The sequence below is a fragment of the Kitasatospora phosalacinea genome (assembly GCF_030268885.1).
Classification (GTDB): domain Bacteria; phylum Actinomycetota; class Actinomycetes; order Streptomycetales; family Streptomycetaceae; genus Kitasatospora; species Kitasatospora phosalacinea_C.
Genome location: NZ_BSSA01000002.1, coordinates 13,317 through 26,964 on the forward strand (window position 1 = coordinate 13,317; position 13,648 = coordinate 26,964).

At 73.2% G+C, this 13,648-nt stretch carries 15 protein-coding genes and 3 tRNA genes; 4 read left to right on the forward strand and 14 right to left on the reverse strand.

Features of this window, described 5'->3' with window-relative positions:
• Positions 1-14: 14 nt before the first annotated feature.
• From QSK52_RS03610 to crcB (QSK52_RS03630), 5 genes are all read right to left on the reverse strand, one after another.
• On the reverse strand, positions 15-833 hold the full coding sequence (locus tag QSK52_RS03610; RefSeq protein WP_285733504.1) for a TIGR02452 family protein: 819 nt from the start codon (positions 831-833) through the stop codon (positions 15-17).
• 113 nt (positions 834-946) lie between these two features.
• Complete coding sequence (locus QSK52_RS03615) at positions 947-3,259, reverse strand: DEAD/DEAH box helicase (protein WP_285733506.1); 2,313 nt, start codon at positions 3,257-3,259, stop codon at positions 947-949.
• A 226-nt stretch (positions 3,260-3,485) separates the two neighbouring features.
• Positions 3,486-4,034, reverse strand: coding sequence for a hypothetical protein (locus tag QSK52_RS03620; RefSeq protein ID WP_285733508.1), 549 nt, complete (start codon positions 4,032-4,034; stop codon positions 3,486-3,488).
• A gap of 89 nt (positions 4,035-4,123) precedes the next feature.
• Positions 4,124-4,483 carry a fluoride efflux transporter CrcB gene (gene crcB, locus QSK52_RS03625; RefSeq protein ID WP_285733509.1) on the reverse strand — a complete coding sequence of 120 codons (360 nt, stop codon included), beginning with the start codon at positions 4,481-4,483 and terminating at the stop codon, positions 4,124-4,126.
• Positions 4,480-4,941 carry a fluoride efflux transporter CrcB gene (gene crcB / locus QSK52_RS03630; RefSeq protein WP_285733511.1) on the reverse strand — a complete coding sequence of 154 codons (462 nt, stop codon included), beginning with the start codon at positions 4,939-4,941 and terminating at the stop codon, positions 4,480-4,482. Before crcB (QSK52_RS03630) ends, crcB (QSK52_RS03625) begins: the two co-directional genes overlap by 4 nt.
• Positions 4,942-5,045: 104 nt before the next feature.
• Between crcB (QSK52_RS03630) and QSK52_RS03635 the strand changes: the two genes are divergently transcribed.
• The 4 genes from QSK52_RS03635 to QSK52_RS03650 all read left to right on the forward strand — a co-directional run bounded on the left by QSK52_RS03635 (position 5,046) and on the right by QSK52_RS03650 (position 5,816).
• The gene (locus tag QSK52_RS03635; RefSeq protein WP_285734396.1) at positions 5,046-5,387 is read left to right on the forward strand and encodes a metallopeptidase family protein; all 342 of its coding nucleotides are present in this window, start codon (positions 5,046-5,048) and stop codon (positions 5,385-5,387) included.
• A gap of 139 nt (positions 5,388-5,526) precedes the next feature.
• Positions 5,527-5,599: transfer RNA gene (locus QSK52_RS03640), tRNA-Glu, on the forward strand.
• A gap of 42 nt (positions 5,600-5,641) precedes the next feature.
• Positions 5,642-5,715: transfer RNA gene (locus tag QSK52_RS03645), tRNA-Asp, on the forward strand.
• Between the two features lie 27 nt (positions 5,716-5,742).
• Positions 5,743-5,816: transfer RNA gene (locus tag QSK52_RS03650), tRNA-Phe, on the forward strand.
• A gap of 87 nt (positions 5,817-5,903) precedes the next feature.
• Here QSK52_RS03650 and QSK52_RS03655 read toward each other — a convergent pair.
• The 9 genes from QSK52_RS03655 to QSK52_RS03695 form a co-directional block, all read right to left on the reverse strand.
• Positions 5,904-7,106, reverse strand: a complete 1,203-nt coding sequence (locus QSK52_RS03655; RefSeq protein WP_285733513.1) for a site-specific integrase — start codon at positions 7,104-7,106, stop codon at positions 5,904-5,906.
• Complete coding sequence (locus QSK52_RS03660; RefSeq protein WP_285733515.1) at positions 7,106-7,294, reverse strand: helix-turn-helix domain-containing protein; 189 nt, start codon at positions 7,292-7,294, stop codon at positions 7,106-7,108. The genes QSK52_RS03655 and QSK52_RS03660 overlap by 1 nt, the downstream gene beginning before the upstream one ends.
• 436 nt (positions 7,295-7,730) lie before the next feature.
• The gene (locus QSK52_RS03665; protein WP_285733518.1) at positions 7,731-9,206 is read right to left on the reverse strand and encodes an ATP-binding protein; all 1,476 of its coding nucleotides are present in this window, start codon (positions 9,204-9,206) and stop codon (positions 7,731-7,733) included.
• Positions 9,203-10,063: a bifunctional DNA primase/polymerase gene (locus tag QSK52_RS03670; RefSeq protein WP_285733520.1), complete on the reverse strand. Its 861-nt coding sequence runs from the start codon at positions 10,061-10,063 to the stop codon at positions 9,203-9,205. Before QSK52_RS03670 ends, QSK52_RS03665 begins: the two co-directional genes overlap by 4 nt.
• Before the next feature lie 185 nt (positions 10,064-10,248).
• Positions 10,249-10,521 (reverse strand): hypothetical protein, encoded by a 273-nt coding sequence (locus QSK52_RS03675; protein WP_285733522.1) that lies wholly within the window; start codon positions 10,519-10,521, stop codon positions 10,249-10,251.
• The gene (locus tag QSK52_RS03680) at positions 10,518-10,736 is read right to left on the reverse strand and encodes a hypothetical protein (protein ID WP_285733524.1); all 219 of its coding nucleotides are present in this window, start codon (positions 10,734-10,736) and stop codon (positions 10,518-10,520) included. Before QSK52_RS03680 ends, QSK52_RS03675 begins: the two co-directional genes overlap by 4 nt.
• Complete coding sequence (locus tag QSK52_RS03685) at positions 10,733-10,927, reverse strand: hypothetical protein (protein WP_285733526.1); 195 nt, start codon at positions 10,925-10,927, stop codon at positions 10,733-10,735. Before QSK52_RS03685 ends, QSK52_RS03680 begins: the two co-directional genes overlap by 4 nt.
• Positions 10,928-10,983: 56 nt before the next feature.
• Complete coding sequence (locus tag QSK52_RS03690; protein ID WP_285733527.1) at positions 10,984-11,238, reverse strand: hypothetical protein; 255 nt, start codon at positions 11,236-11,238, stop codon at positions 10,984-10,986.
• 138 nt (positions 11,239-11,376) lie between these two features.
• The gene (locus tag QSK52_RS03695; protein ID WP_435053151.1) at positions 11,377-13,602 is read right to left on the reverse strand and encodes a cell division protein FtsK; all 2,226 of its coding nucleotides are present in this window, start codon (positions 13,600-13,602) and stop codon (positions 11,377-11,379) included.
• Positions 13,603-13,648 lie beyond the last annotated feature (46 nt).

Genomic DNA, 13,648 nt, shown 5'->3' on the forward strand with positions numbered 1-13,648 from the left:
GGGCCGGGGCCGGTTCAGCCGCCGAAGCGCGCCTCGAAGGCCGCCCGGTTCGCCGAGGGGAGGCTGCGGTCCCAGACCGCGAACACCACCCGGTCGAAGGCCGCGCCCCAGTCGTCCAGGGCCTGCCCGAACGCGGCCGCCACCTCGGCCGGGTCGTTGCGGAACACCCCGCACCCCCAGGCGCCCAGCACCAGCTCCCGCGCCCCGTGCCGGGCGGCGACGGCCAGCACCCGCCCGGCCCGCTCGGCCAGCACCGGACCCAGGTCGAGCGGACGGCCGGGCGAACGCAGCGCCAGCTGGCCCGCGTTGGGCGCGGGCGAGGTCAGGAAACCGACCCGGTGGGTGCGCTCCAGCAGCTCTCCCCGGTCGTCCCGGATCACCGGCACGCCGGGCGACCAGATCACCCGGTGGCTGTAGCGCAGGTCGGTGGAGGCCCGGTGCGCCTCGTAGTAGTCGGGCGCCTCCAGCAGGCAGCGGTACAGCAGCGAGGAGCGGCAGACGTCCTCCTCCTGGGCCCGCGCGCCGCGCAGGTAGCCGCCGCCGGGGTTGCGCGCGGACGCGAAGTTCAGCACCGCGACGCCCCGCCCGCCGTCCGCCACCAGCCGCCGGGCGGCCTCCATGCTGCCCTCGCCGGTGACCTCGACCGCCGCCCCGGCCGCCAGCGGCCCCGGGCCCGGCCCGAACTCCGCGTCCGCCCGGTACGAGACCGTGCCCGCCCGGGCCTCGGCCAGCTCCTCGGCGATCCGCACCACCGCCCCGGTCGGACTGCGGTACTCGCCCCGGTCGGCGATCTCCTCGTTCTGCGCGGCCATGGCCCGCTGCCTACTGCTCATGCCTCGGCACGCTAATCCCCAACTCCCGCCCCCACCAGCGATTTTCGCCGCCCCGGGAACGCGGACGGGCCCGCCCCACCGAAGTGGAGCGGGCCCGACGGCCGGTCTGCGCGTCAGTTCTTCCAGCGCGGCTTGCGGTCGCCGCCGTTGTAGCCGCCGCGGTCGTCGCGGTTGAAGCCACCACGGTCGCGGTCGCCACCGAAGGAACGGCCGCCGCGGTCGTCGCGGTTGAAGCCACCGCGCTCACGGTCACCGAACGAACGGCCACCGCGGTCGCCGCGGTCGTCACGGTTGAAACCGCCCTGCGGGCGCCCACCGGTGCGGTGGTCGTCACGCCGCGCGAACGGACGGCTGCCGCCACCGGCCTGGCCGCGGTCGCGGTCACCGCCGAAGGAACGGGCCGGACGGTCACCGTACGAGCGGCCGCCGCGGTCGTCGCGGTTGAAGCCGCCACGCTCACGGTCACCGAACGAACGGCCACCACGGTCGTCACGGTTGAAGCCACCGCGCTCACGGTCACCGAACGAACGACCACCACGGTCATCGCGGTTGAAGCCGCCACGCTCACGGTCACCGAACGAGCGGCCACCACGGTCGCCGCGGTCGTCACGGTTGAAGCCACCGCGCTCACGGTCACCGAACGAACGGCCACCGCGGTCGCCGCGGTCGTCACGGTTGAAACCGCCGCGCTCGCCGCGGTCCCGGTCGCCGTACGGGCGGCTGCCGCGGTCGTCACGGTTGAAGCCGCCGCGCTCACGGTCACCGCGGTCCCGGTTGTTGTACGCCGGACGCTCGTTGCGGGCCTCGCGGTAGGACGGGGCGCGCTCCTCGGCCACCGCGACCGGCTCGGCCTCGGCGGCGACCGCCGCGGCGACGGGGGCCTCGGTCTCGGCCTCGGCGGCCGGCTCCTCGTCCTCGATGCCCAGCTCGGCGCGCTCGCGGGCGGCGCGGGCGGCCAGGCGGTCGGCCTCCTCGCGCAGCTCGGTGGCGCGGCGCTGGGCGCGCTCCAGCTCGCGGGTCAGCTCGGCGACCTCGCGCTCGGCGGCACCGGCGATGCCGGAGGCGCTCTCGGCCTGGACCTCGACCAGCGAGCGGGCACCGGTGATCCGGGCCACCTCGGCGTCGAAGGCGTGGTCGAGGATGTGGCGCGAGGCGTCCACGCCCGCGTCCTCCATCAGGCGGAACACGCCGCGGCGCTGGTGCGGCAGCACCAGGGTGACGACGGTGCCGGAGCGGCCGGCCCGGGCGGTGCGGCCGGAGCGGTGCAGGTAGTCCTTGTGGTCGCCCGCCGGGTCGACGTTCAGCACCAGGTCGATGCCGTCGACGTGGATGCCGCGGGCGGCGACGTCGGTGGCGACGACCACGTTCAGGTAGCCGTCCTTGAAGTCGCCGAGGACGCGGGTGCGGGCGCCCTGGGTCATGCCGCCGTGCAGCGCGTCGGCCTTCACCCCGGCCTCCAGCAGCTGCTGGGCGACCCGGTCCGCGCCCATCTGGGTGCGGACGAAGATGATGGTGCGGCCCTTGCGGGCGGCGATCGCGTTGGTGATCGGCGCCTTGTCCTTGGGCTTCACGACCAGGATGTGGTGGGTCATGGTGGTGACCGCACCGGCCGACGGGTCGACCTCGTGGGTGACCGGGTTCTTCAGGTAGCGCTTGACCAGGGTGTCGATCTCGTTCTCCAGGGTGGCGGAGAACAGCAGGCGCTGGCCGCCGGCCGGCACCAGGTCGAGGATCTCGGTGACCTCGGGCAGGAAGCCCATGTCGGCCATCTGGTCGGCCTCGTCCAGGACGGCGATCTCGACCTCGTCCATCTTGGCGGAGCCGCGGTTGATCAGGTCGCGCAGGCGGCCGGGGGTGGCCACCAGGACGTCGACGCCGCGCTCCAGGGCGTAGATCTGGTTCGACATCGAGGTGCCGCCGCAGACCACCTTCAGGCGCAGGCCGAGCACCGAGCCGAAGGGCTCCAGCGCGTCGGCGACCTGCATGGCCAGCTCGCGGGTGGGAACGAGGATCAGGCCGCGCGGGTGCTTGGCCTTGGTGCGCTCGCCGCCGGCCAGGCGGGTCAGCAGCGGGAGGCCGAAGCTCAGGGTCTTGCCGGAGCCGGTGCGGCCGCGGCCGAGCACGTCCTTGCCGGACAGCGCGTCCGGGATGGTCGCGGCCTGGATCGGGAACGGGGTGGTGACGCCGCGCTTGGCGAGCGCCCGGACCACGTCCTCGTGCAGGCCGAGGTCGCCGAAGGTGACGGTGGGCTCGGCGTCGGTGTCGGTGTCGTCCGCGGCGTCGGTGTCGGCGTCCGCGTCGAAGTCGGTGTCCACGTCGGCGTCGGTGAGCTCGGCGAGCTCCGCGTCCAGCGTGTCGGTGTCGAGGGAGTCGGCGTCGGACCCGTTCGCGGGCATGGCGAAGCGGGCGTCGTCAACGAGAGACATGCAAAACCTTCCGGAAGTGGCACGCGCCAAAGTCCGGTGGGTCTGTTGAAAAACCGCCTCTATGCGGTCAGCCACGGATCGCCGGAACGCGCCAAGGGCGCTCAAAGGTGTATGAGGAGCGCCAGCCAAATAGGATCAAACGAACGATCTACCACCATAGGGGAACCTCGGGATCAGAGGCAAATCCCCTGGTCATCGCCTTCGAACGAAGGTGTGGACCGCTCCCTCAGTGTACCGAAGACGGGTCGCTCGGCCCCTCCGACCCCGAACCGCTGGGCGTCGCCGACGGCGAGGCCGAGTGCGCGGGCGCCGACGGGCTGCCCTGCGGGGTCGGCGAGGCGGTCGTGCCGCTCCCGCCGGTGGGCCGGCCGGTCGGCGGCGCGGCCGGCCCGCTGGTCGCCCCGGACGGGGGCGTGCTGCTCTCCGCGGGGGCGGGCACCTGCACCGGCGCGCCGGGCACCCCCGTCGACCCGGGCGGCGGCGTGGACCCGGGCGCCGGGGCGCCGGCCGGGGGCGACGCGGCCGGTGACGCGCCGTCAAGGCTCAACGAGCCGCCGTGCTCCCCGTGCTGGCCGCCCTGCCGCCCGCCCTGGCCGCCGCCCGGCCTGGTGCTCGCCGCCGCCGTGCCGCCCGTCCCGGACGGCTTCACCTCGACCGTCCCGCCGGGGGCGTCCGCGCCCACCGACATGCACCCGCCCAGCCCCAGCACGGCCAGCGCCGCCGCCACCGAACCCGCCGCCGCACGCCGCCGACGCGCCGACCAACCCGCCACCATCGAGCCACCTCCCGCACGGCCCGCCGGGGCCGCCGCCTTTTCCGGTGCCCAACGCGCGGCCGCCCACCGGGACACGGGTGGCGCCCCACTCACCCCCAGAGCGCACGTCCGACGGCCGCCCCCGCGTACACCGCCGCCAGGCCCGCGCCCAGCGACAGCGCCACGTTGCCCAGCGCCGCGCCGCGGGCACCGTTCTGGGCCAGCCTCAGGGTCTCGAACGAGAAGGTCGAGTACGTGCTGAGCGCCCCGCACAGGCCGGTGCCCAGCAGCAGCCGGACGTCCGGCGGGGCGACCGCGGTGAGCAGGCCGAGCAGCGCGCAGCCCCCGACGTTGACGGTCAGCGTGCCCCACGGGAAGCCGAAGCCGACCCGGGCGTGCACCGCACGGTCCGTCAGGTACCGCAGCGGGGCGCCGACCGCGGCCCCCGCCACCACCAGCAGCCAGTTCACCCCGCCGCCCCCCGCCCGCCCGTCCCCGCCGCCCGCTCGCTGCGCGCCATCAGCACCGCCCGGGTCGCGCCCGCCGCCGCCCAGACGGCCGCCATGGCGGCCAGCAGCGTCCCGCCCAGGTAGAGCAGCGCCTCGCCGGGCAGCCCGTGGTCGAACAGCTGCTGCGCGTCCACCGCGTACGTCGAGAAGGTGGTGAACCCGCCGAGGATCCCGGTCGCCAGGAACGGCCGCAGCAGCGGGTGCGGCGTGCGCGGCCCCTCGGTGAGCAGCACCAGCACCACCCCGATCACCGCGCAGCCGAGGACGTTGACCCCCAGCGTGGTCCACGGGAAGGCGTCCCTCGCGGTCGGCCACAGCAGCCCCGCCCCGTACCGGGCGACCGCCCCGAGCACCCCGCCCGCGGAGACCGCCGCCACCACCCGCCCCTGCCCGCGCAGCACCGGTTCCCTCGTCGTCATGCCGCCAGTCAAGCACCCGCCGCGACCCCGCCGACCCGGCCCCCGACACCCCGCCGGTGGCCTGGCGTCCCGTCAGCGGAACTCCGACAATGGGCCCCGTGGAGATGACCCGGGACGAGTTCGAGGCGCTGGTGTCCGACGCACTGGACCAGATTCCGCCGCAGCTGGCCGCGATGATGGACAACGTCGCCGTCTTCGTCGAGGACGAGCCCGCCCCCGGCACCCCCGACCTGCTCGGCCTCTACGAGGGCATCCCGCTCACCGAGCGCGGCGAGTGGTACGCCGGCGTCCTCCCCGACCGGATCATGGTCTACATGGGCCCGACCCTCCGCCTCTGCGAGACCCGCGAGGAGGCCGTCGACGAGGTCCGCACCACCGTCATCCACGAGGTCGCCCACCACTTCGGCTTCGACGACGACGAGCTCCACGAACTCGGCTGGTCCTGACCCCCGCCCCCACCGCCGCGCTCCCGGCCGCCCCCACCGCCGCGCCGACCACCGGAAACCGTTTTGGCGTTCCCGCCCGGCATCCCATATGCTTCTCGACGTCCCCGAACGCCGGATGATCCGGCCGGAAGGGCCGCAAGCCCTCATCGTCTAGTGGCCCAGGACGCCGCCCTTTCAAGGCGGTAGCACGGGTTCGAATCCCGTTGGGGGTACGCAGTACCGTAGTAAGGTCCTGTGCGGAGCGATCCGCATGAGGTCCCGTGGAGCAGTTGGTTAGCTCGCCACCCTGTCAAGGTGGAGGTCGCGGGTTCAAGTCCCGTCGGGATCGCTCGTCTCGCAAGAGACGGTGCAGTACGGCCAGGTAGCTCAGTTGGTACGAGCGTCCGCCTGAAAAGCGGAAGGTCGCCGGTTCGACCCCGGCCCTGGCCACAGCTGCTGAGATGCAGAAAGACCCCCGGTGAGTCCGCTCACCGGGGGTCTTTTGCTGTCGGCTACACCAACGCGTACGCCAACGGTTCAGGAGAGGCTGTCGCTGAGCGACCCGAGCGCCTTGCGCTGCTCGTCCAGCGAGGCATGGGCGTAGACCTTCATCGTCACCCCGATGTCGCTGTGCCCGGCGATCTGCCGCACGATGTGCGGCGGCACCCCGAGGTCGAGCAGCAGGGTCACGCAGGTGTGCCGGAGGTCGTGGAACCGGAGCGTCAGCCCGAGCCGGTCCCGCAGCGGGTACCAGCTCCGCCGGAGGTTGTCCGGCTCGATCGCGGTCCCCACCCGGCTCGTGAACACCAACCCGGTGTCCTTCCATCGCTCACCGGCCGCCACCCGCTCCTGGGCCTGCCGCTCCTGGTGCTCCCGGAGCGCGACCGTCACGACGGGCGGCAGGGGCAGCGTCCGGAGCGAGGACGCCGTCTTGGTCGGCCCGAGCTGCAGCACCCCGTCCACCCGCTGCAGGTTGCTGGACACGATCAGCGTGCCGCGCTCCAGGTCGACCGCGGCCCAGTGCAACCCGAGCAGCTCACCGCGCCGGAGCCCCATCGCGAGCGCCAGCACGTACAGCGCGTGCAGCCGGTCCGACGCCGCGGTCTTCAGGAGCAGCCGGGCCTGCGGCACCGTGAGCCCCTTGCCGGTGCCGTACTCCGGGGTGGGCACCTGCACCAGCTTGGCGACGTTCCGCAGGATCAGCTCCTCGCGGACCGCGTTCTCCAGCGCGTTCCGGAGCACGGCGTGGATCGACTGGACCATGCGGCGCGACAGCCGACTGTCGCAGCACTCCCCCGCCGCACAGCACTCCGGCTTGGCCCGGGCCTTGTCCCACCCGTTCTTGCAGCACTGGCATGCGGAGGCGACCCGAGCGAGCCACGTCCGGACGTCGGCGGCCCGCAGCGTCCGGAGCTTCTTGGTGCCGAGCCCGGGGACCAGGTGGACCCGGACGACGCTCTCGTACCCCTGGTAGGTCTTCGGGCGCCGGTTCACCTTCACCACGGCGGCCAGCCAGTACGTCAGGTACTCGGCCATCTTCACGTTCGTGTCGGGCGTCGGGATGCCCTGGTTGTCCTGTGCCCGGAGAGCCGTGATCTTCTCCAAGACCTCCTCGCGCGTCTTGCCGTAAACGGACACTCGCTTGGGCAGGCCCGACGTCGTGGTGACGTAGACGCGACCGTGGTAGAGCCCGTCCTTGCGGCGGGTGATGCTGCCTTCTCCGTTGGGGCGCTTGGCCATCAGCGGTTCTCCTCGGTCTGGGTGCGGATGTAGGTGGCGAGGCTGTCGACGGAGACCCGCCGACAGCGGCCGATGGTGAAGCTGTTCAGGGTCCTGGCGCGGATCAGGTCGTAGACCTTGCTGCGGCTGAGCCGGAGCGCGGCCATGACCTCGGGCACGGTCAGGGCTTCGGGGAGGGCGGTGGCCAACGGAGTCCTTCCGGTGCGGGTTGGGGGATGCGCGTGCTGTCCGAGGTGGGGATTTCTGCGTCACTGCGACACCTGCGTCACGCAGGTGCTTTGAGCTGGTGTTTTGCGTGACGCAGTGCTGTTGGGCTGCGTCACGGGTGCGTCGCGGGCTGCGTCATCGCGTGACGCACGTGTCGCAGGGTGACGCAGCGTCCGTCATCTGCGTCACGGCCTTCGTCGCAGGTCAAGGGGCGTTTTTCGGCCCGCGTGACGCACGTGACGCAGCGTTCCCCTACTTAGGAAAAAGGGAGGGCGGTTCTGTTGGTGGCTGGGTGCGCCTCAGGGCGAGAAGGAGGAGCCGCTGCGCGGCACGCTCTGGGGCGGCGCCGCCGCCAACTGCAAGAGGAGCACCCGGTCGCTGAGCGTGGCCGTGCTCTTCTTGCTGTTCGGGGCGCGGTCAGTGCAGGTGGGGCTGTTCGGGCGTGGCCGGGGGTGCGGGGCGGGCCATCTCCAGGTAGCGGCCTTCGTGGGCCCGGCCGCTGTCGATGAGGACGCCGCGGGCGGCGAGGGTGGGTTGGAGGCGCTTGAGCCGGTCGGAGAGCACCTTCCCGGTCGTCGGCCACCCCTTCGGGAGGGGCCGCAGCTCGTCGCCCGCGTAGAGGCGGCTCAGGTGCGCCAGCCACTCCGTGGACGTCATCCGCTGCGCCTCACCAGGGGCCATGGTGTCGGCATGCTTGAGGACGGTCTGCGCCAGCAGGTCACCCTCGATCACGTCGTCGTTGAGGTCGTCGAGGCTAGCCCGGTAGGCGGGCAGCGCGCCCCACCCGGTGGCGGCGTCGAGCTGCGCGCACAAGTGCGCGAAGTCGGCCATCCGCAGGTCGGTCGGCGTCTCCGCCTCCGCGGCCCGGACCTGGACAGTGAGGTCGAGCAGGGAGCCGAGGACGACAGGGAGCACCTGCTCGTACTCCGCCCACAGCTCGGCCTCGGTGCGCCGGACGGCGGGCCGCTCCAACCGCAGCGGCAGCAGGCGCTCCGCCAGGTCGGGGCGGATCACGCCGACGTCGATGCCGGTCAGCAGCAGCGGACGCCGGTAGCTGGATCGGTGGACGTCCCCGTCGGTGAACAGGGCCCGCTTCACACTCTCCGCCCCGGTGACGATGCAGCACATCGCGTCCGACAGGTCCGGGGTCATGTGGCTCAGGTTGTCCAGGGCGGTGACCCACCCGGCTGCGACCGCGGCCACCAGGTTCTCCTCGTCCTTCGGGGCGCGGCGCAGGTCTCCGCTCATGCCTTCGATGATCCGCACCAGCATCCGGCCGCCGGTGGACTTGCCCGCGCCCTGCGGCCCGGTGAGAAACGGCGCTGGGACGGGCACGCTCGGGCCGAGGCACCCGATCAGCCAGGCCAGGGCCAGGCACTCGGTCGCGGCGGTGGCGAAGTTGCACAGCCCCAGCAGCAGGTCGATGCCCTTGCCGTCGGTGTCCTTGACCGGGACGGGCAGTTCGCCGGTGAGCTGGGTGCGCCGCCAGCACACCTCCCGCGGGTCGGGCGTGGTGACGTCCCATCCGTTCGGGTGGATGCGCACCGACAGACCGTCCGCCCGCCCTAGGTCGAGCCAGGTGGCACCGTCGAACCCGGGCGCCACCCGGATGTGCACCGCCTGGACGTCCTCGGACAGCGCGAGGGCCTCGATCAGGTCGAGCGCCTCCTTCAACGCGGTGCCGTTGAACACGCCGACGCCGTCCCGGAACAGCCCGACCATGAGTTCCTGGCGGTGGCTGCCGGTGGTGCCCTGCGAGCGGATCGGCCGGGCCACCGGGTGCCCGAGCTTCTGCGCGTAGACGGTGCCGTCGGCGGTGCGGAAGTACCTGAAGTGCGCTTGGGCGTAGTCGGCGATGATCTCCCGCGCCGGGGTCTTCTCGTCGTCGCTCACGAGTTCATCCCCAGCCTGTGGACAGCGTTCGCCCACGCCTCGGCGCAATGCCGCGGGCTCTCGCCCTTCGCCCCGGCCGCGGCGAACAGCCGGGCGACGTGCGCGTCGGTGAGACAGCCGCAGCGGCCGTGGGTAGCCAGCACCGCGAGGAACGCCGCGAACACGGTCGCGTGGATCCCGGTGGTCGCCGCGGCGATGCGCTGCTCCGCCATGGCGATGCCGCGCTCCAGGAACCTGGGGCTGCGGTGCGGGCACACCCCGCCCCGGGCCCCCAGGGGCGCCGTGGCGGGCCTCTGGCGGCCCGGGGAGGGCTGCCGCACCAGCAGGGCCCCCACGGCGTCCGGCAGGGGCTGCATGGGGCCGTTGCCGGGGCCGAGCCAGCGGGCGTAGGACATCAGCGACTTGACGTCCACACCGGGCCGCACGGCGTTGGCCGACGGCATGGTGCCACGGTAGAGCCAGTGCTCCCCGCGGGTGGTGCGCACGGTCCGGGTCGCGGGCAGGTGCTCCCGCGCCCAGGCGATGGCGCCTTCGTCGTCCAGGTCTACAACCGTGATTCCGGCGCCACCCGGGTGGTAGGCCACGACGGCGGCCTGCTGCCACGCCCGCGTCCACTCGGGGGAGTTGAGCACGGCCAGGTCGGTGGTGGCGGCGGCCCAGCCGTGGCATGGGGCCGGGCAGGTGCAGGGGCCGGGGGTCTTCATGTTCGGCCGCCCCCCGCACCGGTTGTCGGTGCAGTCGAGGCAGTTGCCGAACGGCACCTTCCCGGCGCGCAGCGGCAGCACGGGCACGCCCGCGGCGGCCAGGGAGAGCGCCACGGCCAGGTGCTCTCCCCGGACCAGGGCCTGTTGGGTCATGCTGGTGTCTCCAGTTCTCTAGAACGGTTCTGGATTGGCGGCGGCCCCGGTTCTTGGCAGAGAGGGGCCGCCGCTTTGGCGTTTCTCCTTGCGAGGGAGAGCCGGGCTGTCCGGCCCCCGCACCGCCCACCAGCCCGCCGCGGTGGCGGGTGCTGGGCGGAACGGCGGCGGGCACAGGCCGAAGGTCAGGCGGCCTCGCGCCAGGCGGCGAGGTCGACGACCGGGGCGAGGTGGACGACGGGGGCCGGTTCGGGCAGGGGCTCGCCGCCGTCGGGCGGGGTGGCGGTGTCGTCCTGCTCGGCGGCCTGGGCGCGCTCGTAGGCGGAGAGGGCGAGGACGGCGCGGACGCCGGCGGATTCGGCGGCGGCACCGCGGATGCTGAGGGCGTAGGCCGCGGTGGCGAGGGCGGTGGGGCCGAGGATGGCGGCGGCGGTGATGAGGTCGGTGGTGGTGCTCACGAGGCGGCTCCGTTTCGGGCGCAGTGGGCGAGCAGGTCGAGGACGGTGGTGCCAAGTTCGGCGGTGCGGTGCTGGATCGCCGTCCAGGAGGCGGGGTCGATGTTCATCAGGGCGGCGAGGGCGGCGGCGGGTTGGTGGTCGGCGGCGGCGGTGAGGGCGTCGCGCAGGTGGGCGGCGGCCAGCGGCCGGATCGCCGGGGCGCCGGGGGTGTTCATGCGCGGACCTTGCCGATCGCGTCGAGCACGGCGTGCAGGAGGTTGTTGATCGGCCCGGCCATGCCGGTGGAGGCGAGCAGGAAGCCGAACAGCACGGCGACGGCGGCGGAGCCGACGCCGATGGTCTTGGTCTTGAGCAGGAGGCCGAGGAGCAGCCCGAAGACCACGACCAGCGAGACGGTCAGGAGCATGACAGGGTCCTTCGTTCGACGGCCCGGGGGCCGGAGCGGGACGGGCGGGGGAGGGTTCAGCGGGTGCCGGAGCGCCAGGTGCGGTAGGCGAGGTTGTAGGCGTGGCGGCCGAGGCGGATGCGCTTGCCGACGCCCTTGCAGCGGCGGCAGGTCTTGCCGCGCTTCGGGATGCCGTGGCGGTCGTTCCTGAGGGCGAAGCCGAGGCCGCCGCAGCGGCGGCAGTCGCCGAACGGGCTCGCCGCACACACCATCGCGTAACCGAGGGTGACGAGGATGGTGGCGGCTATCGCGGGCAGTATGAGGGGGGTCAACGGGGCCTCCAGGGCGGTTTCCGGGGGTTTTCGCAGGTCGCTCGCTAGAAGCTAGGTTCCTGATCAGAAGCGGTTTGGGTCGCTAGCGGGGTCGCTAGGTCTAGCGAGGGTGCTTGCTAGACCTAGCGACCGTTTCGGCTAGCTGGCGTCGCGCTTCTTGTCGCGCTCTGTGACTGCCTTGGCGATGTCGGTGCGCTCGATGCCGCGACGGTTGGCGCCCTTACCGCCCTCCGGCGGGGTGCCCCAGACCTGCCCGGTGGTGATGCCGTAGGGCTTGAGCGCGGAGGCGAGCTGGTCGGCCTTCGCCCGGCCCTCCAGCGCGGCCCACGGCCCGTAGACGTCCGGCCGCAGCTCCGCCAGCCGGGACACCACCGTCTCGGACCACAGCTTCGGCTCGTCCGGGCCCATGACGGCGAGGACGTCGGCGAGCAGGTCGTAGGAGACCGCGGCGGCCGGGGTCGCGTCGGCGTGTCCGGCGGCGAAGCCGGTCAGCAGCCCTGCCTGCTCGCGGGCCCGTCGGCCGCGGGCGGCGATCGCCTCGGCCATCGGGGCATCGGCGAACACGGCCCGCACGATCTGCGCGTCCGCGCCCTCACCGCCGACGAAGTACGCGATGCCGCGGTCCTCCCGGCTGAAGGTGGTGGCCCGGATGCCCCGCTTGTAGCTGGACGTGCCGAGGACCATGTCGTTCTCGACCTGGCCCATGACCTTCAGGCACAACCTGAGGATCGCGTTCGCGCTGATGCCGGTGGGCAGGGACTTGGCGTCGGGGCGCTGGGTGGCCAGCAGCAGCACGATCCCGGTCGCGGGGCCGCGCTTGACCAGGTCGGTGCAGATCTCCTCGAACTCGGCCCCGTACTTGGGGTGTTCGAACCACACCTGGCACTCGTCCACACCGACCACGATCGGGTGCAACCGCAGCGACTTGTTGTCCGCCAGGGCGCTGGTCACCTTCGACTCGGGGCAGATGTCGCGGGGCAGGGAGCGGATCACTTTCGTGCGGCGCCGCAGTTCCTCGCGTAGCTCGCGCATGTCGGCAATCGCGTACTCGATGTCCTCTTCGTCGTCACCGGCGCGGTGCCGGTGGGAGACCTGGTTGCCGACGGGGTCCAGGTCGCCAGTGCCCTTCAGGTCGTAGGTGTGCAGCTCGGCACGCGGGTCGAGGGCGGCGATGAGCAGCAGCAGCCGCAGCAGGAAGGTCTTGCCCATGCGGGGGACGGCGCCGATGATCCCGGAGATGAACATCAGCGTGGCCGTCACCCAGTTGCCGCGCTGGTCGGTGGCGAACGGGACCGGGTCGAACAGGTCCACGGTCCCGGAGTTGGCCAGCGGCCAGGCGGGCATCTTGGCCTTGGCCATGTCCTGATCGCCCACCCACAGGATCATGCGGCCGGGGTGCTCGCCCTTGGCCTGCTCCGGCCACACCGTGCCCACCGGGCGGCGCAGCCCGGAGGCCAGGCGCCCGCGGCGCTCCATGACGTCGGTGACCTCCACACCGGGCGGGAGTTCGACGTCCGCGCGCCAGCCGGGGCCGTCGCGGGTGATCGGCGCGGGGAAGGTGATCCCCGAGTTCTTCGACTTCGCCGAGGTGATCGCGCCGATGCCCAGGGACTCCAGGGCGGCGACGACCATGTCGGAGGTGAGCTTGGGCGCCTTGGCCTTGACCACCGCGCGGGTGATCAGCGGCTCGTCCGCCGGAGCACCCACCGCACCCAGGGCCAGCACCACACCCACGGCCAGCGCCAGCAGCGTGGCCGTGGACGTCATCACCAGCAGCACGACGGCGGCGGCCAGGCCGAACACCGAGCCGAGCAGCATGACGGCCCCGCGCAGGCGCACCCGGTTGTCGCGCTGCCGCGACAGCTTCAGGTACAGCTCGGCGTCCTCGCGGCGCGCGGCGGCCGCGCGCAGAGGCTGCCCCTCCGCATCCGACGTCCACCGGCCCAGGAACCTCAGCGTCCGGGCCGCACCGCGCGGCGAGCGGGCGGCCAGCTTCGCCGCGTAGAGCGGGGTGCGGACCGCGTGGTAGGCCACGGAGTGACCGACGTACCCGGTCGCCCACCGGGCCTGCTTCGCCAGCTCCGACGTCGACAGCGCCCACACCGGGAGGATCGGCCGGCGCGCACCGACCGGGGCCGGGAGCGGGACAGCGGGCACCTGGTCGACGTAGACGGACGGCAGGTCGTCCCCGTCCTCGCTGCCGTCGTCGGCGAGCGCGGTCGGGGCGGCGGGGCGGCGCTCGGCCCGGGCCTTGTCCAGGTCGAGGACCTCGCCGCGGGCGACCGCCTCGGCGTCGGCGGCCATGGACGCTTCCAGCAGCATGAACAGCTCGTCGTCCGGGCCGGGGGGTTCGTGGTGGTTCACTGGTGCTTCCTTCCTCACTGCGGTCGTGGTGCGGAAAGGGGCCCCG

Bases quoted from the DNA above. Each gene is read 5' to 3' on its own strand.
- QSK52_RS03655 (WP_285733513.1), bottom strand. From the start codon at position 7,106: ATGGCCAAGCGCCCCAACGGAGAAGGCAGCATCACCCGCCGCAAGGAC.
- QSK52_RS03685 (WP_285733526.1), bottom strand. From the start codon at position 10,927: ATGCTCCTGACCGTCTCGCTGGTCGTGGTCTTCGGGCTGCTCCTCGGC.
- QSK52_RS03610 (WP_285733504.1), bottom strand. From the start codon at position 833: ATGAGCAGTAGGCAGCGGGCCATGGCCGCGCAGAACGAGGAGATCGCC.
- QSK52_RS03635 (WP_285734396.1), top strand. From the start codon at position 5,046: ATGACCCGGGACGAGTTCGAGGCGCTGGTGTCCGACGCACTGGACCAG.
- QSK52_RS03620 (WP_285733508.1), bottom strand. From the start codon at position 4,034: ATGGTGGCGGGTTGGTCGGCGCGTCGGCGGCGTGCGGCGGCGGGTTCG.
- QSK52_RS03615 (WP_285733506.1), bottom strand. From the start codon at position 3,259: ATGTCTCTCGTTGACGACGCCCGCTTCGCCATGCCCGCGAACGGGTCC.
- crcB (WP_285733511.1), bottom strand. From the start codon at position 4,941: ATGACGACGAGGGAACCGGTGCTGCGCGGGCAGGGGCGGGTGGTGGCG.
- QSK52_RS03680 (WP_285733524.1), bottom strand. From the start codon at position 10,736: ATGAACACCCCCGGCGCCCCGGCGATCCGGCCGCTGGCCGCCGCCCAC.
- QSK52_RS03670 (WP_285733520.1), bottom strand. From the start codon at position 10,063: ATGACCCAACAGGCCCTGGTCCGGGGAGAGCACCTGGCCGTGGCGCTC.